The organism is Nocardiopsis dassonvillei (assembly GCF_964273065.1).
Lineage (GTDB): Bacteria > Actinomycetota > Actinomycetes > Streptosporangiales > Streptosporangiaceae > Nocardiopsis > Nocardiopsis dassonvillei_B.
The window spans coordinates 4836536-4857134 of the sequence record NZ_OZ186815.1 but is presented as its reverse complement, the minus strand read 5'-3'; the positions used below and the strand labels follow the sequence as shown (position 1 = coordinate 4857134).

The window sequence follows — 20599 nt, the reverse complement described above, 5'->3', positions numbered from 1 at the left end:
GGCCTAGCGGTCGCCGTAGTTGTAGAGGGTTTCGTTCACCGGTTCCGCGGTGGCGGTGGACTCGGTGGCGAGGTTGGTGACCATGAGGGCCGACCCGCCAGCCAGAGCCGCACCGATCACGCAGGCGGCGATTACCTTGATCACTAGGGGATCTCCTTCCGCGCGCCCGGACGCCGTTCGGAGCCGGTGCGCTGGAACCCGAGACTAGAACCTGATCTAGCCACAGACCAGATGATTGCCCCAACTGTAACTAACCCGCAGGTAACTTCCAACCCCGGAATGTCCGCTTCCTCTGCATGGACGAGGGGTTCGAGCACCTCGAGAAGGGTCATATCCGCCCCCTCGACCACCACCGAGAACCCGTCCACATCAGACCAGAACTGGTTATCGACCGGAGCCGACACCGCCACGTACCGAACACCCATCCCGGCCAGCTCGGCCGCGTCCAGGGATTCCGGCAGCCCCGAACGCGGATCGGGCCCCAGCACCCGGGCCGCCTCCCGTGCCCGGGCGTCCTCCCCGCGCACCACCACGGTCCCGCCGTCGGGGGTGCCCACCACCAGGTCGTCGTTCCAGACCGTGCGCCGGTCGAACAGCCGGGTCGCCGGGTCCAGCACCACCACCGGCTCCCCCGACCAGTCGATCCCCCGGTAGGCGCTCCAGGGCAGCACCAGCACCGCCCCGGGCCGGTCGTCCGCGGCCACCGCCGCCTGCGCCTCCAGCCACGGCCGCGGGTACTCCACCGGCGCCAGCGCGCCCTGCGCGCCCCACCACAGGCCGAAGGACGACATCACCGGCAGTACCGCCGCCCCGGCTCCCGCCCCGATCCCCGCCACCGCCGCCGCGCGGCCGCCGGGCCCCCCGGAGCCGTCCGGCGCGGCGGGCAGGGTGAGCCAGTGGACGACGGCGCCCAGCCCCAGGGCCTGGAGGAGGGCGAGCGGGGCGACGTAGAGCTGGCCGTCGCGCAGCGGCCCGAAACCCGGCCACAGGCCGATGAGCGCCGCGGTGAACTCCCGGCCCGGCGCCGTGACCCCCAGCAGGGCGACGGCCGAACCGAGCCCCGCCGCCACCGACAGCCCCGCCCCGAAGGAGGGGCGCTCGCGGTACAGCCACCACACCCAGCCCGCCACGGCGGCCAGGCACAGGGCCAGCCGCAGCGCGACGAGCCCCGGATCGCCGTGGTGCTCCGGCACCGCGTTCGCGTTCCACACCCCGCCCAGCAGGAACAGCGAACCCACCGTCCCCAGCGGGGTGTCGGCCCGGGGCGCGAACGCCTCCACACCCGCCGGATCGGTCGCGGCCCCGGCCGCCCCGGCCGCCAGCGCCGGCACCAGCCAGGGCAGCGAGACCACGGTCAGCGCCCCCGCGAACACCGCGGCCCGCCGCACTCCGCCCCGCCCCCACAGGGCGACCGGACCGGCCGTCAGCGCGGTGAGGACCGCGGAGGAGAACCCGCCGACCGCCGCCGGGACCAGGGACCGCAGCACCCCCGCCGCGTACCCGGCCGCAGGCGTGCGGCGCGCCGCGGCCGCCACCGCCCACGGCAGCCCCGCGTAGCCCAGCAGCATCGCCCACTGCCCCAGCAGCAGGCGCTCGGCCACGAACGGGTTCCACACGTACGCCAGGCCCGCGGCCGACGCGGCCACCAGCGCCCCCGCCCGGGACGACCCCAGGGTGAGCGCCATCAGCCGGGCCGCACCGGCCGCACCCACCACGAACACCGCCGCCAGCGCCAGCGACTGCACCACGTCCCCCGGCAGCACCCGCGACAGCACCGCGACCACGGCGTCGCTGGGGATCGCCCGGGGGAACCCGTCCGCGCCGCGCAGCACCGTCGGCAGCGACAGGCCGGGCACGAACACCATGTCGTAGCGCAGCACGTAGCCGCGTCCCAGCGCCGGCCCCAGCGCGAGGACCGCCGAGACCAGGCCCACCGCCCAGGGCAGCCAGCGAGACATCCGCACCCCCTAGGGCCGGGTCGTCAGGATCGAGTGCGAGAACCCGCCCTCGACGTAATCACGGTAGGACCGCACCACGATCTCGTAGTTCCCCGACACCGTCACCGGCCAGCGCGGGTCCTCGCCCGTCGAGCCCAGGGTGCGCCACCCCTCGCCGTCGTCGGGCCCCAGGCCGTCGCGCCGCTCGCAGTCCGGCTCCGCCGGGGGCGGCGGCACCACCGGCGGCTCCGGGTCGGGCGCGGGATCGGGCCGCGGCGTCGGATCCGGCGGCGGGTCGGGCTGCACGGGGCTGGGGTCGCCGCCCGGCGGCGGCTCCCCCGGCCCGTCGTCGGGCGTGCGCGCACCGCCGGTCGTGTCCGCGGGCGGGCGCCGCTCGTCGGCGAACGCGCACTCCAGCGGACGCACCCACACCTCGTAGTGGGTCGCGTCCTCGACCCGCTCCCACGCCAGGGTGGAACCGCCGCCCTCCAGGCGGATCCAGCCGGGGCCCGGCGGCGGGTCCCGGCGCCACACCAGCTGGATGGGCTCGGAGGCCGAACCGGAGTCGCGCCCCTTGAACGGGATCACCGTGAACTCGTACCGGGCCCCGCTGAACAGCCCCTCCACCAGTGCCGACCGCTCCGAGCCGTCCTCGTCCACCTCCAGCGGCAGCACGGTCTCCCGGTCCGGGTCGGGGTCCACCCGGCGCTGGGTCACCCGGTAGTCGGTCGCCCCCGGAACGGACTCCCAGCTGAGCACCAGCCCGTCGTCGGTCTCCTCGGGCTCCGGTACGGGCGCGCCGAGCGGGCCGACCTCCATCTCGGGCAGCGGCCGCGGGTGGGCCGGCCCCACGCCCAGGGGCTCGGCGAGCGCGTCGGCGAACGCCGCGGCTATGCGCAGCTGCCCGCGCGCGTTGGGGTGGGCCTCGTCCCAGTTGTCCCGGACCGGCGAGTACCCGTCGGCGACCCGGGCGATGACGACCGGGGACTCGGCGGAGGTCAGCTGTTCGGCCAGCGCGACCACGCCCATGTTGAAGCGCGTGATCTCGGCGTTGGCCCGGGCGTCGTCGCCGGTCCCCTCCACCGGCGGCAGCTCGCCCACGACGAAGCGGGTCTCCCCCTGCACCACGCGCACCGTCGAGACGGTCTCGCCGACCCCCTCCAGGGCGCGGTCGGCGCTGCCGCCGGACAGGATGTCCTCCAGGCCCGAGAGCAGCAGCAGGTAGTGCGGTGTGTACTCGGCGGCCAGCAGGGACGCCTCGTCGGAGAGCTCCCCCGCCGAGTGCCCCCAGCGGGCGGCGTGGTCGCGGTCGAAGTCGGGCTCGGCGTAGGTGTCGGCGCCGAACCCCTCCTCGTCCAGGTCGTAGAGGTCGTCGTAGGGGCCCACGAAGTCGACCGCGACCTCGTTGCCGGTCAGGTGCCGCCACAGGTGGTAGCGCCAGGTGTGGTCGCCGCTGCTGCCCTGGGTGAGGGAGTCGCCGACGACCATCACCCTCAGCTCGCCCGAGGGCGGTCCGGGCACGGGGACCGGACCGTCGGCGGCGGGGTCGCCCCCGCCGTTCGCCCCCGAGGATCCGGTCTGGATGAAGAGCAGGGTGACGGCCATCGCCGCCAGCATGACGCCGAGCAGGCCCAGGGGCCCGGGTTCGTAGGAGGAGGTCCGGGAGCCGCGGTGGCGCCAGGCCGCCAGTCCGCGCCAGGTGAGGGTGCGCCAGCTGAAGTCCTGCCAGGTGAGGGTGCGCCAGTACGAGAGGCGTTCGGTGAGGCCGGAGCGCAGGGCGTCGCGGCGGCGGGCGAGCGCCCCCCGGCCGGCCGCCCACCACCGGCGGGCAGCACTCGGCCCGGCCCCGTCCTCCGCCGAAGAGGACGCGGAGGCGTCCACGTCGGGCTCATCCGGCTCCCGCACCGTTCCCCAATCCCATCCCCGCAGCGATATCGGAACGTGTTCTACATCGTTTTCCGCCGCACACTGGACCGCTCGCAGGCCATAGCGGGATCAACACTAAGCTGGCCACACCAGACTAGAACTGGTTATATGGAAGCCGTCAACCCGTGCACGCCCCTCCGGGCGGTGAGAGGGCCGCAGAGCACGACGTTAGCGGCACCCGGTACCCGACGGCCACACGCCCCCGTCCCGAACCCCTCCCCCCGGCCGCCCCCCGATCCGAAAGGCGCCTGTCGTGATCGGACTCGTGGTCGCCCTGCTGGCCGCCGTGGTCTACACCGTGGGCCTGACCGTGGAGCAGCGGGCGCTGCACGGTTCGGAGTCGATCTCCATCAACCGCCCCCTGCACCTGGCCCGCGTCCTGCTGGGCAACCCCCGCTGGGTGCTCGGGTGCGTGTTCGCCGCGCTGGGCAGCGTCGGCCTCATCGTGTCCCTGGGCCTGGCCCCGGTGTCGGTCGTCCAGCCCGCCTTCGCGGCCGGGGTGGCCTGCGGCCTGCTCGTCATGACCCTCGTGCTCGGCGAGCGCATCACCCGCGGCGAGTACGTCGCCCTGGGCCTGATGCCGGTGGCACTGGGGCTGCTGGGCCTGTCCACCGCCGACGGCGGCGAGACCGGCACCACCGCGGACACCCCGCTGCTGGTCGGCGTCAGCGTGGCCACCGTCGTGGCCTGCGTCGCCGTGATGGCGTTCGTCGGCGGCCGGGGCCGGTACGTGTCGGCCGCCGCGATGGGGGCGGCCGCGGGCCTGGCCCAGGGCAGCGCCGGACTCCAGGGCAAGGGCCTGGGCGGGCTGCTCAGCGACCACGGCCTGTGGAACGCTGTCGTCCCCGCACTGCTCTCCCCGTTCCCCTACCTCTACGCCCTGGGCTGGGCGGTGGGGATCGTGCTGTTCCAGACCTCCATGCAGCGGGCCCGCGCCTCGATCACCGCACCGGTGTCCAACGTGGTCGGCAACGTGTTCATGGTCGTGGCGGGCACCCTGCTGTTCGGGGAGAGCCTGCCCGACGACCCCGCCCTGCTGGGCCTGCGGCTGGGCGGGTTCGCCCTGACCCTGGTCGTGGTCGTGCTGGTGCGCGGCAACGTGGCGCGGGCCGAGGCCGACACCAGCCGAAAGCGCGCCGCCGCCCTGTCCTGAGGGGCGGCACGGCACCGCCGGGCCCCGCTCGGGGCCCGGCGGCCCGCGGAGGTCAGACCGCGACGGAGACGGCCCGGCGCAGCCCCGGGGCGGCCACGTCGGCCCAGGCGCGCAGGACGCTCTCGGGGCGGTCCGTCTCGTCCTCGGCCAGGACCAGGCCGGGCTCGGCGACCCAGGCGCCCAGGTCGGCCAGGAGGATCCGCAGGTCCTCCTCGATGCCGCGGCTGTTGCGCAGGTCCTCCACCACGGCCAGGGGCACCGCGACGGTGTGGCCGAGCCCCAGCTCGGGCAGGCGGTCGAGGAACACCTTGAGCAGGCCGGTGTAGGTGCCGTGCGCCTGCGGGGAGGCGACCAGCAGGACATCGCTCTCGCGCACCGTCTCCAGCGCGGCGTCGACGGCGGCGGAGGAGTCGGCGAGCAGTTCCGCGCCCAGCGCGCCGAGGTCGATGACCTCGGGGGCCGCGGAGACGCCGGCGCGGGAGGCGACCTCAGCGGCGGCGGCCAGTGCGGTGGAGCGGACGGAGGCGTGGGAGCGGGGGGCGGCGACGAGCACGGTGAAGCGGGTCATGCGAGAACTCCTGGGTTCGGTCAGAGCGAGCCGGGATCGACCGGGGAACCGTCGGGGCGGTGATCGGGACCTGATTCCCCGACGATGGGGATTGCGGTTCGGTGACACCGGAGAGGACCGTCGTCCCTCGTGCCGACACGGTGCGCGGACCTCGTCGTCCAGGGCGTCGTGTGTCGGGTCTGGCAGGGGTGCTCCCGCGGACCGCTGTACGGTCCGGGACCCAGAACTGGGAGAAGATGAGCGTCCGGTGTCTGCGAAGGTCGGGCCACGGGGTACACCCGTGGAGCGGGGCGCGGGCCCCGCTGGGCGCTAGCTACGACAGAGCGCGCTCGCCTGCTGTCTGAGATCGACATGCAGGCGCTGGACAAGCAGCTCACCGGCGGACATGCCTCCATCATGGGGCGGCGCGGCCGCTATCGTCAATGCGTACCGGCGACCCGCCCGGGACCCGTTCCGCCCCGGATCGGACGGCCCACCTTTCGGACAGGCGTCCCGAGGATCGGGATTCCCCAGCTCCGCAGGGGGTGCGCGGGCCGGAGCGGGGGCGCACGCCCCGACTCCCGAAGGCCCGGTCACGCGAATGTAATGTGCGACACACATGCCCTGCGCACGGGGTGCGAAGCGAGAGAGAGTCACGAACATGGTGCACGACCCCGTCACGCTCACCGGCGCGCGAGTGGTCACCCCCGACGGCGTCCACCTGGGCCGCGTCCGGATCGAAGGAGGGCGGATCGCGGCCCTGGAGCCCGACTCCGCCGACGCCCCCGCCGGACGGGTGCGCGACCTGGGCGGGGCCTGGGTGGTCCCGGGCCTGGTCGACGTCCACGTGCACGGCGGCGCGGGGCACGCCTTCCCCGACGCCGACCCCGAGGGCGCCCTGGCGACCGTCCGGTTCAACCGCGCCCGCGGGGTGACCTCGATGGTGGGCGGCCTGGTGGCGGCGACCCCGCAGGACACGGTCCGCCAGGTGGCGGCGCTGGCCGAGCTGTGCGACGCGGGCGAGCTGGCGGGGATCTACCTGGAGGGGCCGTTCATCGCCAGGTCCAGGTGCGGTGCGCACGACCCGGACCTGCTGCGCGACCCCGACACCGCCGAGTTCGACTCCTGGCTGAAGGCCGGGCGGGGGCACGTCCGCATGATCACCGTGGCACCGGAGCTGCCCGGCGCGCTGGACCTGGTCCGGGCGGCCGCCTCCTCGGGCGTGGTCGCGGCGGTGGGGCACACCGAGGCGTCCTACGAGACGACGCTGGCCGCGGTGGACGCGGGCGCGACGGTGGCCACCCACCTCTACAACGCGATGCGTCCGCTGAGCCACCGCGACCCGGGCCCGATCGCGGCGCTGCTGGGCGACGAACGGGTGACCGTGGAGCTGATCGTGGACAACGTGCACGTCCACCCGGGGGCGGCCCGGCTGGTCTTCGCGGCGGCGGGGGCGGGGCGGGTGGCCCTGGTGACCGACGCGATGTCGGCGACCGGTCTGGGCGACGGCGAGTACACCCTGGGCGACCTGCGGGTGCGGGTGAGCGCCGGCGAGGCGCGCCTGGTGGAGACGGGGGCGATCGCCTCCAGCACGATCGTGCTGCCCCAGGCGGTGCGCAACACCGTGGAGGGCCTGGGCGTGGACGTCCCGGCGGCGGTGCGCTCGGCCTCCTCGGTCCCGGCGGCGGCACTGGGGCTGGCGGGCGCGGGCCGGATCGAGGAGGGGGCGCCCGCCGACCTGGTGGTGCTGGACGAGGACCTCTCGGTCGCCGAGGTGCTCTATCGGGGCGAGCCTGTCGGGTGACGGCGTGTCGCCACAACGTTTCGTAGTCGTTATTTGACGCTGGGTGACAATGGCGGTGGAACACCGATCCGGTCTCCACCAAGTGAAAGGATCCATCGCCATGGCAAGATCCAGACAGGAAGAGGCGACCCGCGCGGACTCGGAGGAGCACGGGCACCTGGGCAAACTCGCCGACGAACTGTCCCGCTACGACGTCCGCGCGGACGTGGTGGACGATCACGGCCCCTGTCTGCGGGTGAGGAACCCGGCGTCCACCTACGCGGTCGAGGACGTGATCTGTGAGCGCCGGGAGCACGACTACGCCTTCATCGCCTCGTTCGGCGTCTACCTGGGCAGCAGCGGCTGCCTCGGGGTCACGGCGCACAAGGTCGCCTGGCTGGTGGGCGCGACCGAGGCCTGAGCACACGACGGTGGGGCGGTGCCGGTTCGGCACCGCCCCACCGTCGTCCGGGCCCGTCCCCGGCCGCCCCTTACGACGTAGATTCCGATTTGCACGGCTTGTCCGGAATGGTCGCGCCACCCCGTGGTGCCGCCCCCGGACCCGGTCGGCGACGAGGCCTCCACCACCGGGGTGCGGCCGCGCCCGGAGGCCGCGCGGGACCGGTGCGGAACGCTCCGGGGAAGACCCCCGCGGCGGGCGTGTACGGCGCCGGCCCGGGCCGGGTGGCGCCGAGCCGGCCCCCGCCCCTGCTGCGGCCCCGCCGTGGTGGTTCCCCGGGCCACCGGGGAGCGTCCGGCCGCGGAGAGCGGACCTGCGCCTGAGCGGTCCTGAACGGGACCGGCCGACCGGGTCCTCCCACGCCGGGCGTCGTACGGCCGGGCCATAATCGGGATATGAGCACCCCCTTCGCCGGCCTGGACCCCGAGGACGTCCTCGGCGGGGTCCTGGAGAGCCTGCGCGCCCGGGACGCCCCGGGCACCGACACCTTCGACGAGACCGTCGGGGCCGGCGTCGGGGACTGCGTCATCGGCGGCCTGGAGGACCGTGTCGACGATCCCGGCCTCCTGCCCGAGGCCGACGAGGAGCAGACCCGGGCCTGGCCGGTCCCGGGCCTGGACGCCGAGTTCGCCGCCCACCTGAGCGCCCGGGGCTCCGACGGCGGCCCCACCGACGCGGAGCGGCCCACCGCGGCCTTCGAGGAGCTCGGCTCGGCGGGGATCGTCTCCCGGGAGGGCTCAGAGTGCCGCGACGACTGCGCGCACGCGGCCATGCCCGGGGAGAGCGCGGCCGCGAACGCCGAGCCCGGGGGCGAGGGATCACCCCCGGTGCACGGCTCCGTGTTCCACCACGCCCAGGACGCCGAGCGCCTCCGGCCCCACCCGGGGTCCGGCGCCCTCGGGGCTGGCGCCCTCGGGGCCGGCGGCCCCGGGCAGAAGCCCCTGGGCCCCTCCCCGGTCCGGCGCCGCACCGGCAGGCCGGCCGAGCACCCCGGGAGGCGCTCCTGAAACCCGTCGACGACCTGGGGCACCCGGTCCCCCTGCCGGAGCGGGTGCGCCGGGCGGTGTCCCTCGTCCCCTCCCTGACCGAGGCGCTGGCCGCCACCGAACCCGGCGTCCTGGTGGGCACCACCTCCTGGTGCCCGGAGGTCCCCGGTGCCGAGCGCCTGCGCGGCACCAAGAACCCGCACGTGCGGCGGATCGTCGAGCTGGCCCCGGACCTGGTCGTCGCCAACAGGGAGGAGAACCGGGAACGCCACGTCCGGGAGCTGCGCGAGGCCGGGGTCCCCGTGTGGGTGACCGACATCCGCACCGTCCCCGGGGCGCTGGCCTCCCTGGCCCGCCTGCTGGACGCCTGCGGCCTGGCCGATCCGGGCTGGCTGGCCGAGGCCGGGCGGGTGTGGTCGGCCCCCGCGCCCGCCGCGGGGCCCCGGGTCGCCGTCCCGGTCTGGCGCGACCCGTGGATGTTCGTCGGCGCCGACACCTACGCCCACGACGTGCTGACCCGGCTGGGCGCCGTCAACACCCCGGCCGGGCTGCCGGGCCGCTACCCGCGGGCCGCCCCCGGGGACGTCGGCGCCGACCTGGTGGTCCTGCCCGACGAGCCCTACCCGTTCGGTCCCGGCGACGGCCCGGAGGCGTTCGCCGTACCGTCGGTGTGCATCCCGGGCCGCGACCTGACCTGGTACGGCCCCGCGATGATCGGTGCCCGGGCCCGCCTCAGCTCCGCTCTGGGGCTGTGACGCGGATCTTCGACTGCCCGTGCGGGAGCTCCTCCCAGTCCTGCATGAACCGGGCGCGCAGCCCGTGCCCCTCCGCCAGGGCCACGAGCGTCCCGGTGCGGTAGTAGAAGTCCTCGCGCAGCACATGGTGCTCGGCGCCCTCGGTGCGGTCGAACGTGAAGTCGAAGAACCCGCCGGGGGCGAGCACCCGCCCCACGTGCGCCAGGCACTCGTCGATGACCTCCAGGGGCGAGTGGGAGAACACGCTGTGCGCGTGCACCACGTCGAAGTGCCCGGCCGGCAGGAAGTCGAAGGTCAGGTCGCGGACCAGGGCCAGGTGCGGCAGCTTGTACTGCAACCCCCTCGCGACCAGCGTCTCCCCTGCCGAGATGAGGATGTCCGGGGAGATGTCGATCCCGTAGTACCCGCCGGTGTCCAGGTGGTCGATGAACCGCCACCCGGCGCGCAGGTTGCCGCAGCCGATCTCCAGCAGCCGGTGCTCCGGGCGGAGCCCGTGGCCGACCAGGTAGTCGAACTGCATCCGGCCCAGCTCCAGCCACCGCTCCTCGTTGCGGCTGCCCACCGCTGCCCGGGGGTCGCGGGCGGCGTCGGAGGCCATCACCGCCCGGTAGTAGGAGACGTGGTCGCGGTGGCGCAGCCGCAGGCCCAGGTCGCGGGCCGAACGGCGCAGGTAGGGCATCACCCTCCCCGGGTTGCGCAGGGCGTACCGGGCCTTGTGCAGCAGGGAGGCCCGGTTGCGGTTCAGGGGGGCGGAGGCCATCGGGGGCTCCCATCGAACGGGGACGGTGGAAGGACCCGAGGCTACCCACCCGCCCCCGGGAACGACAGGGGGTGACCGTTCCCGGGCCGCCTCAGTTCCGGTCGCGCACCAGTCGGACCACCCGGGCCCCGACCCACATGGCGCCCACGACCAGGGCCGCACCGACGAGAGCACCCACCAGGAAGCCCGCCGACTCCTCCGGCCCCCCGGTGGCCGGCGATCCGTCGGCCGCCCGGTACACGAGCGAGCCCAGCGAGACGGCCGCGACGACCAGGGACACCGCGATCACCAGCACCCCCCTCACCCCGAAGAAGGCCCGCCGGGAACCCGGTGCGGGCAGGTCGTCCAGTTCCGCCTCCGGCCCGGCGGTGACCGCCCGGGGGCGCTTGAAGTAGGCCAGCACCGACCAGTGCCCGCACGGCTCCCAGCCGTCGGGGGCCAGCCGGGCGGCCAGCCGCTCCCGGTCGGCACCGCCCGCGCAGAACTCCTGGCGGTACTCCCAGGTCTGCGGATCCTCGCGGTCCCGGCGGCCGACGAACCGGCCCAGCCGGTCCACCCGCTCGACCTCCCAGCCCTGGGCACCGAACCCGTTGAGCCGCGCGGGCGCCTCGAAGGCGTCGGCGGTCCACAGCAGTTCCTCGTCGTCGACCCCGCCCTCCTCCCGCGGGACGAGCGAGTCGGCGAACTCGTCGACCGGGCCGAACTCGTCCTCGGGGTCGGTGCCGCCGTCCGCCGTGTGCGCGGACAGCTCCTCCAGCAGCGCCCGCGAGTGCTCGGGGTCGACGCCGAGCGCGGCCAGCCGCCCGGCCAGTTCGTCGAAGTAGTTCATCGGTCCTCCTCGGGGACGAGCACGGTGCGGACGGCTGCGTCGAACTCCAGCCACGCCGCGGTCTGTTCGGCGAGGACGGCGCGCCCGGCCCCGGTCAGCCGGTAGTAGCGCCGCCCCGGGCCCTTCTCCGCGGCACGGAACTCGGCCTCGACCAGTCCGGCCTCCTCCAGGCGGTTGAGCACGGGGTAGAGCGTGCCGCCCTTGATGGTGCCCAGCCCGGCCTCGTCGAGCCGTTTGGCGATCGCGTACCCGTAGCTCTCGCCCTCGGTCAGCGCACCCAGGACCAGCAGGTCCAGAACCCCTTTGAGCCAGCTCGACCGGCGGTCGGCCCTCATCGCGCGGCCACCTCCTCGCGCGCCCGGGGGGCGAACGCCAGGGAGCGCAGGTCCAGCAGGATGTGCAGCACGATCGGCACGAACAGGCTGCCGGTGGCCAGGTACGCGTTCGTGAGCACGAAACCGACCAGGGTGACGAAGACCAGTCCCACCGGCCCCTGGTACAGGTGGCCGAGGACGAAGATCCCCAGGCTGATCCCGGCGGCGACCACCGGGTCCAGCCCCAGGCCCACCCCGACGGCGATGAACAGGCCGCGGTAGACCAGCTCCTCGCAGATCCCGGCGGTGACCGAGGCGCCCGCGCCCCACCACCGCTCGCGGGCGGTGCGCGGCAGCAGCGCGGAGACCGCCTTCTGCCCGGGCATGAGGAAGCCGGGGATCCTCCTGGCGGCCAGGGCGACCGCGACCACCGCGATGGTCATCCCCACGACGGCCCCGGCGAGGGTGTCCCACCCCCCGTCCATCGGGACCAGTCCCAGTTCGGCGGGGCCCACCCCGGGGGAGACCAGCACCGCCAGCAGAGCGACCCCCGTGAGGCCCCACCACACGGCGATGCCCTGGCCGAGCATCCGCGTGAGCGCCCGCGGGTCGCTGTCGCGGGTCCTCTCCAGCTCCGCATAGGCGCGCCTGCCCCACCAGGGCTCGACGGCCACCAGGTACAGGGCGGTCAACGCGACCAGCCCCAGACCCCACACAGAGAACGCCACGACGACTCCCTCGGTTCGACTACCTAGACCATAGACCTATCTAGTTAGGATCACAACCTAGGTAGCCGTACCGGGTCACATGCCCAGCAGGACCTCCCCCATGCGCGCCGCCACGTCGGCGTCCTCCAGGTCCCACTCCCCGTCCCGGGCCACCGCACCGGTCGCCCAGAAGGCCATCGGCCCGTCCTGCACGTGCAGCAGCTCCGCGTACGCCGTGCCGTTCCCCCCGTTGTGCCAGGCCACCGTCCGGCCATCCACCTCCAGGACCACCCAGCCGTACCCGTAGTGCGACGACCCCTCGGCGTCCTCGGCCACGTGCGGCGTGAACATCCGCTCCAGCGCCCGCTCCGACAGCACCCCGCCCCCGTTCAGGGCCCGGTGCCAGGCCGGCATGTCCCGCGCGGTCGACAGGATCCCGCCGATGCCCCGCAGGTTCCAGTACGGGCCGTCGTCCGCCCACGGCCGCTCGTAAGGCCGCCCCACCGAAGCGCCCTGCGCGTCGTACTCCACCGCCACCTCGGCGTCGTCCCACTCCGGCAGCACGTACCCGGTCCGTGTCATCCCCGCGGGCTCGAACAGGACCTCCGCCAGGAATCCCTCGTACGACCCGGCCACCACCTCGATGACGGCGGCCGGCAGCGCGTACCCGACGTTCGAATACAGGTAACCCTCCACCGGCTCCGGGGACGCCGCCGCCGCGACGAGCTCCTCCCGCCCCAGCGGCTCGCAGTCATCCCCGACCGAGCCCCACCAGCCCGCCGGTGTGCGTCAGGAGCCGGTGCAGGCCGACGTCCCCCAGCCACCCCACCGCTCCGGGCGGGAAGGCCCCCACCCGGTCCTCGACGGACAGCTCCCCGTCCTCCTCCAACCGCATCACCCCGGCCGCGGTGAACTGCTTGCTCACCGAGCCCACGTCCCGCACGGTGTCCATCCCCACGGCCGTCAACGGCTCGCCGTCCGCCGCCACCACGCTGACCTCGGGCCCTCCGGCACCAGCGCCGCCAGCCGCTCCTGCGGGCTCCTGGACCCCCGCCACACCGCGGCTCCGACCCCCGTTGCCGCGGCCGCGGCAACGACGCCGCCCCCGATCAGGAACCCCCGCCGAGTCCGCATCCCCACGCCCTTCCCGGTAGACGAACGCGGGGCCAGGGCGCGGACCACCATCATGCCGAAGGGAAGCGCGCCCTGGCCGGAAACCGACTCCGACGCATACGAAAAAGGCCGCGCCCCCTGGGGGACGCGGCTTCCGCGCGGACGGGCCGCCACAGACCACCGCCGGCCCCGCCCCGCCGGGGCGGAAGCGTCACCGAGGGCTCCGGCCCCGGCCCGGCGGACATGACGAAGACGGCCCCGCGAGCGCGTCCAACGCGCGAGCAGAGCCGTCCCGAGCCGAAAGAGCCGCCCGGTGGGCGCAGCCCACGTCACGACACGAGAGCGCACAACGCCCCGAGGACCGCTCCCCGCCCTCCCCCGGCACAGGGGGGTGGCCCCGGGGGCACGGGGGTCTCCCCCGGCGGACATGACGAAGACGGCCCCGCGAGCGCGTCCAACGCGCGAGCAGAGCCATCCCGAGCCGAAAGAGCCGCCCGGTGGGCGCAGCCCACGTCACGACACGAGAGCGCACAACGCCCCGAGGACCGCTCCCCGCCCTCCCCCGGCACAGGGGGGTGGCCCCGGGGGCACGGGGGTCTCCCCCGGCGGACATGACGAAGACGGCCCCGCGAGCGCGTCCAACGCGCGAGCAGGGCCGTCCCGAGTCGAGTGGAGGTGGCGGGAATCGAACCCGCGTCCTTCGATGACGCACCAGAGCTTCTCCGGGTGCAGTCTGTAGTGTCGTTCTACTCGGCCCCAGCGCTTGTACAGACACATCGCTGACGGGCCCAGCCACTGAAATGTCCCGCTCGGACCCTGTGGCCTGATCCGTGCGGTGAGTCATCTGGCTGATGCCGGTACCCGGGCCGATGACGAGCCCGGACCGACAGAGTCGCTATCGCTTAGGCAGCGAGAGCGAACTCAGTGCGCTTGGAATTGGCACTTGTGTTTAGCGTGAATGCAGGATTAACGAGGTCACAAACACAACCCTCGACCCGCTTCCCCTGAAACGCCTACCGAAGTCGAAACCGATCACCCCCTGTGAAGTTGTCAAGGCTCCTGCGGCCGAGGCCGCGGGTGCCCGCAACGAGCGTTCGGACCGTGGTCGCTTGCGCTCGATCCTCACTCTACCGGGTCAACACCTCGGGGGCCAAGCTGATTCCCGACGGCGTGAGCGAGTTCCGAACAGGGGGAAACCCCCGCGGGGCGGACTCAGAGTGGTCGACGCTCTCCCGCGGGGGCCGGTCGGCAGGGTCGGGCCGACCGTTGGAAACCGACAGGATCTCCCCCGAGATGAGGTCCTGCCTTCTTCGCTGGGCCGCTACCCCCTGTTGCGGCGCCAGGTACCCGGGAAGACGCGGGCGGCCCTCCCGAAGGTTGCGGGAGGGCCGCCCGTTTTGCCCTATCGCCGCCCGTTTTGCCCTATCTGGGCTTGCTAAGTACGGCCGGATTACCAGCCGGTCTCCTCGGTGGCGGTGAGGTCGGCCTCGGCCAGCGGCGCCTCGACCGCGGTCTCGGGCACCCCGTTGGCCAGACCCGAGAGGAAGGACTGCGCGGCTGCGACCGCGTACTGCGACAACAGGGTCTGGGCCGGGTCGACCTCGGCCAGCACCGCGAACGCCACCTCCCCCTGGTAGCCGACGAACCAGTGCAGCGCGGTGTCGCCCTGCTCGGTGCGCACGGCCTGGCCGTACACCTCGCCCTCGCCGACCCCGAAGGTCAGTTCCGGCATCCGCTGGACGACGGCCTCGCGCAGGCCCTGGCGGACCACCTGGAGGCCGGTCTCGTCCAGGGCGGTCCCCGCGGCGGCCTCGTCGCTCACCAGCTGCGGCGGGTGCCAGGAGCCGTCGGCGACGGCACCGGCGACCAGGGCCATGCCCAGCGGGCTGACCCGGACCCCGTGCTCGCCGATCATCGCCGAGGCCAGCTCGGCCTCCTCGCCGCCGATCTCGACCTCGCCCGCGGTGGCGGGCACGGCCAGCTGCCACTCCTGGCCGATGCCGAACCGCTGCGCGGTCTCGGTGAGCGCCTGGGCGCCGACCTCCCCGCCCAGGGAGGCGAGACCGACGTTGCAGTTGAAGGCGATGTTGCGGACCAGGCTGGGGTCGAACGTCAGCGACCCCTGGCTCGGGTTGGTGAAGGTCCTGCCGCCGATCTCGACGCTGGGCCCGCAGGGGACCTCGCCGGTCGGGGTGGCCGCGCCGGTCTCCAGGGCCGCCATGGCGGCGATCACGCCGAAGGTCCCGCCGGGCTTGTAGGAACCGGTGAAGGCCCGGTCGTCGCCGGTGTTGCCGGAGGCGTTGGCGGCGGCCAGGATCTCGCCGGTGCCGGAGTCCACGGCCACCAGGTAGGCGTCGCCGGGCAGCCCGGTGAGCGCGTTCTCCGCGGCCCGCTGCACGCCGGAGTCCAGGGTGGTGTCGATGCCCCCGCTGCGCTCGCCCTCCCAGGACTCCAGGACGCCGGTGACCTCGCCTGAGGCGTCCAGGGTGACCACCCGGGTGGTGGCCGAGCCGGCCAGTTCGTGCTGGAAGATGTTCTGCAGTCCGCTCAGGCCGACCGTGTCGCCCGCCTGGTAGGTTCCCGGGACCCGGGAGGAGACGCGGTGCTCCGCGGTCCCGGCGACCTCGCCGACCACGAACGGGGCCGAGGCCGGGGTGAGGTTGATCTCCACCTCCTGGACGTCCGCACCGGAGATCCGGCGGACGTCGGCCAGCAGGGAGCCGTCCACGCTGGATTTGCGCATGAGCACCAGCGGCTGGAACTGCTCGGGCGGCGCGGAGCGCACCCGGTTGAGCAGCGGATCGGGGTTCTCGTCGAGGAGTTCGGCGAGCTCGGTGACCCCGGCCTCCTTGTCCTCCATCTCGGCGGGCACCACGCCGAAGGCGCTCACCCGGTCCGCGGTCACCAGCGGCTGCCCCTCGCGGTCGAGGATCTGGCCGCGCTCCTGGGTCTCGTAGCTGACCGCGAGCCGCTCGTCGGCGCCCAGGTCGGGGTGCAGGACACCGGAGGACCAGGTGATCTTCCAGCCGTCGGGGCCCCAGGTGAGCGGCATCCGGCCGGTGTAGTCCCAGGTGGGGTCGCCGATGCCGAGGTCCGCGTGGACCGAGAACTCGGCGGTGGCGTCCTCCTTCTCCCGGGAGATCGGTCCGAGCCCGAACCGCAGGGAGGCGAGGTCGAGCTGCTCCTTCATCTCCGTGAGGGCGCGCTCGACCTCCTCGGGTTCACCGTCGGTGTACCGGGCGGCCTCCGCGTGGTCCCCGCCCTGCCAGGCCAGTAGGAAGGACCTGACGGCCACCTCCGGGCTGGGGTGCGGGGTGCAGGCGGCCAGGGCGGCAACGAGGAGCAGGGCGCTGCCGGCGGCCGCGATCCTGCGGCCGGTGGGACGGGGGGACACCGTGTGTGTTCCTTTCGGGCGCCTCATCGGTTGCGTTGGCGGAGCGCGCGTTCCATGTCCCGCTTCGCCTCGCGTTCGGCGATGTCCTGACGCTTGTCGTATTCGCGCTTACCGCGTGCCAGAGCGATCTCGACCTTGACCCGACCGTCGCTGAAGTACAGCGCCAGCGGGATCAGCGTGTACCCGGGCTCGCGGGTCTTGCCGATGAGCCGCGAGATCTGCGCGCGGTGCAGGAGTAGCTTACGCGATCGGCGGGACGCGTGGTTGGTCCAGGTGCCCTGCGAGTACTCGGGGATGTGCACGTGTTCCAGCCACACCTCGCCGTCGCCGATGTGCGCGAACCCGTCGACGATGGACGCCCGGCCCTCCCGCAGAGATTTCACCTCGGTACCGGTGAGGACGATGCCCGCCTCGTAGGTCTCGTCGATGTGGTATTCGTGCCGGGCACGCCGATTCTGCGCGATGAGCTTGCGCCCGGTTTCCCGTGCCACAGAGGTGTCCCTTCAATACGTCCGGGGGGCACGAGGCCCCCCGTTCGGTCGTGTCCGTCCCCGACGGCCCGCGTCAGACCTTGAGGTACCGGCGCAGGGTGAGGAACGAGGTGACGGTGCACAGCAGCACACCGAGGATCATCGAAACACCGATCACGTACATGAGCGAACCGGTGCCCAGGGCGATGTCGAACTGGAACCAGTCCTCCACACGGGTCAGCAGCGTGAACCGGGTGGCCACGATGAACCCGGAGGCGATGAGGCCGCCGACCAGGCCGGCGATCGCGCCTTCGAGGAGGAAGGGCAGCTGGATGTAGAAGTTCGAGGCACCGACCAGGCGCATGATCCCCGTCTCCCGGCGGCGGCTGTAGGCCGACAGGCGGATGGTGTTGCCGATCAGCAGCGCGGCGGCGGCCAGCTGCACGCCGGCGACCAGCAGCGCGGCCCACTTGAGGCCGTCCAGCAGGCCGAAGAACTGCTCCAGGACCCGCTGGTCGTTGGAGATGGAGTCGACGCCGGGGCTGCCCTCGACGGCGGCCCGCACGGTGTCGTAGTACTCCGGGTTGGTGAGCTGCACCCGGAAGTTGTCCGGGATGTCGCCCTCCTGCGCGGCGGCGGCCAGGGCCTCGTTGGAGGCGCCCAGGCGCTCCTGGAAGTCCTGCCAGGCCTCGGCGGCGGTCAGGTAGGTGACCTCCTGGACCTGCTCCATGCCGTTGAGCTTGTCCTCGAGGGCGGTGCGGTCCTCCTCGGTGGCGGGACCGTTGTCCTGGCAGACGGCGGTCGGCGAGATCTCGTTGCACATGTAGATGGTGAGCGTGATCCGCTCGTCCCAGTAGTTGCGCATCTCGGAGACCTGCTGGTTGACCAGGAGGCCCGCGCCGAAGAGGGCCAGGGAGATGGCCACCGTCGTGATGACGGCGATGGTCATCGTCAGGTTGCGACGCAGGCCGATCCACGTCTCGGAGAGAACGAATTGTGCTCGCATGATCTGTTAAAGGTCCATCCTTGGGTGGTTCGCCGCGCCGGTCCGATCCTCGTCGCGGGGTGGGCCGCCCGGCGCCGGGCGCGCCAGAAGGTCAGTACGCCTGGCCGTAGACGCCGCGCGTCTGGTCGCGCACCACCAGGCCCTCTTCGAGCTCGATCACGCGCTTGCGCATGGAGTCGACGATGGCGGCGTCGTGGGTCGCCATGACGACGGTGGTACCCGTCCGGTTGATCCGGTCCAGGACCTTCATGATGCCGATGGAGGTCGCGGGGTCGATGTTGCCGGTGGGCTCGTCGGCCAGCAGGATCTGCGGGCGGTTGACGAACGCGCGGGCGATCGCGACGCGCTGCTGCTCACCACCGGAGAGCTCGTTGGGCATGCGGCCGGCCTTGCCCTCCAGCCCGACCAGTTCGACGACCTCGGGGACGACCTTGCGGATGAACCTGCGGGGCTTGCCGATGACCTCCAGCGCGAACGCGACGTTCTCGAAGACGTTCTTGTTCGGCAGCAGGCGGAAGTCCTGGAAGACGCATCCGATGCGGCGGCGCAGGTGCGGGACCTTCCAGTTGGACAGGCGCGCGAGGTCCTTGCCGGCCACGTGGACGCGGCCCTTGTCGGGCTTCTCCTCCTTGAGGACCAACCGGAGGAAGGTCGACTTGCCTGAGCCGGACGGGCCGACGAGGAAGACGAACTCGCCCTTGTCTACGTCAATGGAAACGCCGTCGAGCGCGGGGCGCTTCTGGGTCGGATAGACCTTGGTGACGTTATCGAAGTGGATCACAGGCGCATCACAAGGTTCTCGAAGGTATGGGTACCCGCGGCGGAGAGGACTCCGTGCGGGGATCGTACCGGCCACATGGCCAACCGACAGTGTAGAGGGGGGAAGGACCCGGATCGTCCAGGCCGCGTCGCACCCGAAGATTCCGCTCACTATCGGACAACAGCCACGAGCATATCGGAGGTGTCAACCGATGATAACGTTCACATATAGCCGTTTCGGTAAAACCGCGGAGTCGCGAGCATCACCATTGGGATACAACCTGCACATTCTTCCCAATGCACTCACCCGCAGCATCCGCACCGGCACCGAGGGTGCCGGGGCCGTCGCTCCGCGCGGGCGGGTCCCCGGATATTACAGGGCCGAGGTCCCCCGTTCGCGGCGCACCTCCGGGGGCCGGGCCACGGATCCCCGGAGACCGGAACGGCCGGGCCCCGCACACCGCGGGGACGGGGTCCCCGGTCCCGGTGCGCGCCGCCCGACCGGTCGGCGTGTCGCGGTCAGGCCCCCTCGGCCCGCTCCCGGCTGCGCATCCAGCGGATCTCGGCGTCGATGAACTCGTCGATCTCGCCGTCCAGCACCGCGGCGGTGTTGCCCGTCTCCATGCCGGTCCGCACGTCCTTGACGCTCTGGTAGGGCTGGAGCACGTAGTTGCGCATCTGGGTGCCCCAGCTGCTGACCGACTCGCCGCGGATGTCGTTGAGCGCCGCCTGCTCCTCCTCGCGCTTGCGCGCCAGCAGCTTGGCCTGGAGCATCGTCATCGCGGTCGCCTTGTTCTGCAGCTGGGACCGCTCGTTCTGGCAGGACACCACGATGCCGGTGGGCAGGTGGGTGATGCGCACCGCCGAGTCGGTGGTGTTGACGCCCTGGCCGCCGGGGCCCGAGGAGCGGTACACGTCGATGCGCAGCTCGGTCTCGTCGATGTCGATGTGGTCGCTCTGCTCCACCACCGGGACGACGTCCACGCCGGCGAAGGAGGTCTGGCGCCGGTTCTGGTTGTCGAACGGGGAGATGCGGACCAGGCGGTGGGTGCCGTGCTCGCCGCGCAGGGTGCCGTAGGCGAACGGCGCCTTGACCGCGAACGAGGTGGACTTGATGCCCGCCTCCTCCGCGTAGGAGGTCTCGTAGATCTCCGTCGGGTAGCCGTGCCGCTCGGCCCAGCGCAGGTACATGCGCTGGAGCATCTGCGCCCAGTCGGCGGCGTCCACGCCGCCCGCCTGGGAGTTGATGGTGACGAGGGCCTCGCGCTCGTCGTGCGGGCCGTTGAGGAGGGTGCGCACCTCCAGCTCGCCGATCTCCTTGCGGAGCTGGTCGAGGTCGCGGTCGGCCTCGACACGGGTGTCGGCGTCGTCCTCGATCTCGGCCAGCTCGTAGAGCACGCCCAGGTCGTCGAGCCGCTGGCCGATGCCCTCGATCTTGTTGACCATGGACTCCAGACTGGAGAGTTCGCGCGTCACCTTCTGCGCGTTGCCCTGGTCGGCCCACAGCTCCGGGTCGGCGGACTGCTCGCGCAGCTCCGCGATCCGGGTGCGCATCGCCTCCAGGTCCAAGACGGCGGTGACGCTCGCCAGGGTCGCCGCGAGGTCCTTGATCTTCTCTGCTGGGTCCAGTTCTGCCACGGACCCCAGTGTAGGCCCCCGCCCCGCGGGGACGGCCACCGGCGAACCGCCGCGGGGCGCGC

The 20599-nt window shown here is 73.1% G+C and carries 20 protein-coding genes and 1 other RNA gene; 5 read left to right on the top strand and 16 right to left on the bottom strand.

Annotated features, from left to right (window positions below):
- Positions 1–3 precede the first annotated feature (3 nt).
- Genes ACSUPR_RS21770 through ACSUPR_RS21760 form a run of 3 tightly spaced genes read right to left on the bottom strand, consistent with a single transcriptional unit; the run spans position 4 to position 3554 of the window.
- A complete protein-coding gene (locus ACSUPR_RS21770; RefSeq protein WP_436886557.1) occupies positions 4–144 on the bottom strand; it encodes a hypothetical protein in 141 nt (46 codons plus the stop codon).
- Entirely contained in the window at positions 144–1958 is a 1815-nt protein-coding gene (locus ACSUPR_RS21765) for a hypothetical protein (RefSeq protein ID WP_436886556.1), read from the bottom strand. Before ACSUPR_RS21765 ends, ACSUPR_RS21770 begins: the two co-directional genes overlap by 1 nt.
- Before the next feature lie 9 nt (positions 1959–1967).
- Positions 1968–3554, bottom strand: coding sequence for a GDSL-type esterase/lipase family protein (locus tag ACSUPR_RS21760; RefSeq protein ID WP_436892093.1), 1587 nt, complete (start codon positions 3552–3554; stop codon positions 1968–1970).
- A gap of 562 nt (positions 3555–4116) precedes the next feature.
- Between ACSUPR_RS21760 and ACSUPR_RS21755 the strand changes: the two genes are divergently transcribed.
- The gene (locus tag ACSUPR_RS21755; protein WP_436886555.1) at positions 4117–5016 is read left to right on the top strand and encodes a hypothetical protein; all 900 of its coding nucleotides are present in this window, start codon (positions 4117–4119) and stop codon (positions 5014–5016) included.
- 52 nt (positions 5017–5068) lie between these two features.
- Here the strand turns inward: ACSUPR_RS21755 and ACSUPR_RS21750 are convergent, their stop codons facing one another.
- Positions 5069–5584, bottom strand: a complete 516-nt coding sequence (locus ACSUPR_RS21750; protein WP_436886554.1) for an NADPH-dependent FMN reductase — start codon at positions 5582–5584, stop codon at positions 5069–5071.
- A gap of 640 nt (positions 5585–6224) precedes the next feature.
- Between ACSUPR_RS21750 and nagA the strand changes: the two genes are divergently transcribed.
- The 4 genes from nagA (at position 6225) to ACSUPR_RS21730 (ending at position 9547) form a co-directional block, all read left to right on the top strand.
- Entirely contained in the window at positions 6225–7367 is a 1143-nt protein-coding gene (gene nagA / locus ACSUPR_RS21745) for an N-acetylglucosamine-6-phosphate deacetylase (RefSeq protein ID WP_436886553.1), read from the top strand.
- A gap of 100 nt (positions 7368–7467) precedes the next feature.
- On the top strand, positions 7468–7767 hold the full coding sequence (locus tag ACSUPR_RS21740; RefSeq protein WP_436886552.1) for a hypothetical protein: 300 nt from the start codon (positions 7468–7470) through the stop codon (positions 7765–7767).
- Positions 7768–8201: 434 nt separating this feature from the next.
- Positions 8202–8813, top strand: a complete 612-nt coding sequence (locus tag ACSUPR_RS21735; RefSeq protein ID WP_436886551.1) for a DUF6891 domain-containing protein — start codon at positions 8202–8204, stop codon at positions 8811–8813.
- Positions 8810–9547, top strand: coding sequence for a helical backbone metal receptor (locus ACSUPR_RS21730; protein ID WP_436892092.1), 738 nt, complete (start codon positions 8810–8812; stop codon positions 9545–9547). The genes ACSUPR_RS21735 and ACSUPR_RS21730 overlap by 4 nt, the downstream gene beginning before the upstream one ends.
- On the opposite strand, the gene ACSUPR_RS21725 is transcribed toward ACSUPR_RS21730, so the two are convergent.
- The 12 genes from ACSUPR_RS21725 to prfB form a co-directional block, all read right to left on the bottom strand.
- Positions 9525–10307: a class I SAM-dependent methyltransferase gene (locus tag ACSUPR_RS21725; protein WP_436886550.1), complete on the bottom strand. Its 783-nt coding sequence runs from the start codon at positions 10305–10307 to the stop codon at positions 9525–9527. The genes ACSUPR_RS21730 and ACSUPR_RS21725 overlap by 23 nt on opposite strands.
- Positions 10308–10398: 91 nt before the next feature.
- Positions 10399–11136, bottom strand: a complete 738-nt coding sequence (locus ACSUPR_RS21720) for a DUF2812 domain-containing protein (RefSeq protein ID WP_436886549.1) — start codon at positions 11134–11136, stop codon at positions 10399–10401.
- Positions 11133–11471: a PadR family transcriptional regulator gene (locus ACSUPR_RS21715; protein WP_436886548.1), complete on the bottom strand. Its 339-nt coding sequence runs from the start codon at positions 11469–11471 to the stop codon at positions 11133–11135. Before ACSUPR_RS21715 ends, ACSUPR_RS21720 begins: the two co-directional genes overlap by 4 nt.
- Entirely contained in the window at positions 11468–12178 is a 711-nt protein-coding gene (locus ACSUPR_RS21710) for a CPBP family intramembrane glutamic endopeptidase (RefSeq protein ID WP_436886547.1), read from the bottom strand. The genes ACSUPR_RS21715 and ACSUPR_RS21710 overlap by 4 nt, the downstream gene beginning before the upstream one ends.
- Before the next feature lie 75 nt (positions 12179–12253).
- Entirely contained in the window at positions 12254–12853 is a 600-nt protein-coding gene (locus ACSUPR_RS21705) for a serine hydrolase domain-containing protein (protein WP_436886546.1), read from the bottom strand.
- 55 nt (positions 12854–12908) lie between these two features.
- On the bottom strand, positions 12909–13214 hold the full coding sequence (locus ACSUPR_RS21700; RefSeq protein WP_436886545.1) for a serine hydrolase: 306 nt from the start codon (positions 13212–13214) through the stop codon (positions 12909–12911).
- 723 nt (positions 13215–13937) lie between these two features.
- Positions 13938–14310: a transfer-messenger RNA gene (ssrA, locus tag ACSUPR_RS21695) on the bottom strand.
- Positions 14311–14720: 410 nt separating this feature from the next.
- Positions 14721–16664: a penicillin-binding transpeptidase domain-containing protein gene (locus tag ACSUPR_RS21690; RefSeq protein WP_436886544.1), complete on the bottom strand. Its 1944-nt coding sequence runs from the start codon at positions 16662–16664 to the stop codon at positions 14721–14723.
- Between the two features lie 23 nt (positions 16665–16687).
- Positions 16688–17155 carry an SsrA-binding protein SmpB gene (gene smpB / locus ACSUPR_RS21685; protein WP_073384230.1) on the bottom strand — a complete coding sequence of 156 codons (468 nt, stop codon included), beginning with the start codon at positions 17153–17155 and terminating at the stop codon, positions 16688–16690.
- A gap of 73 nt (positions 17156–17228) precedes the next feature.
- Positions 17229–18140 carry a permease-like cell division protein FtsX gene (gene ftsX, locus ACSUPR_RS21680; protein ID WP_436886543.1) on the bottom strand — a complete coding sequence of 304 codons (912 nt, stop codon included), beginning with the start codon at positions 18138–18140 and terminating at the stop codon, positions 17229–17231.
- Between the two features lie 91 nt (positions 18141–18231).
- The gene (gene ftsE, locus ACSUPR_RS21675; protein ID WP_013154728.1) at positions 18232–18921 is read right to left on the bottom strand and encodes a cell division ATP-binding protein FtsE; all 690 of its coding nucleotides are present in this window, start codon (positions 18919–18921) and stop codon (positions 18232–18234) included.
- 497 nt (positions 18922–19418) lie between these two features.
- Positions 19419–20537 (bottom strand): peptide chain release factor 2, encoded by a 1119-nt coding sequence (prfB, locus tag ACSUPR_RS21670; protein WP_436886542.1) that lies wholly within the window; start codon positions 20535–20537, stop codon positions 19419–19421.
- Between the last annotated feature and the right edge of the window lie 62 nt (positions 20538–20599).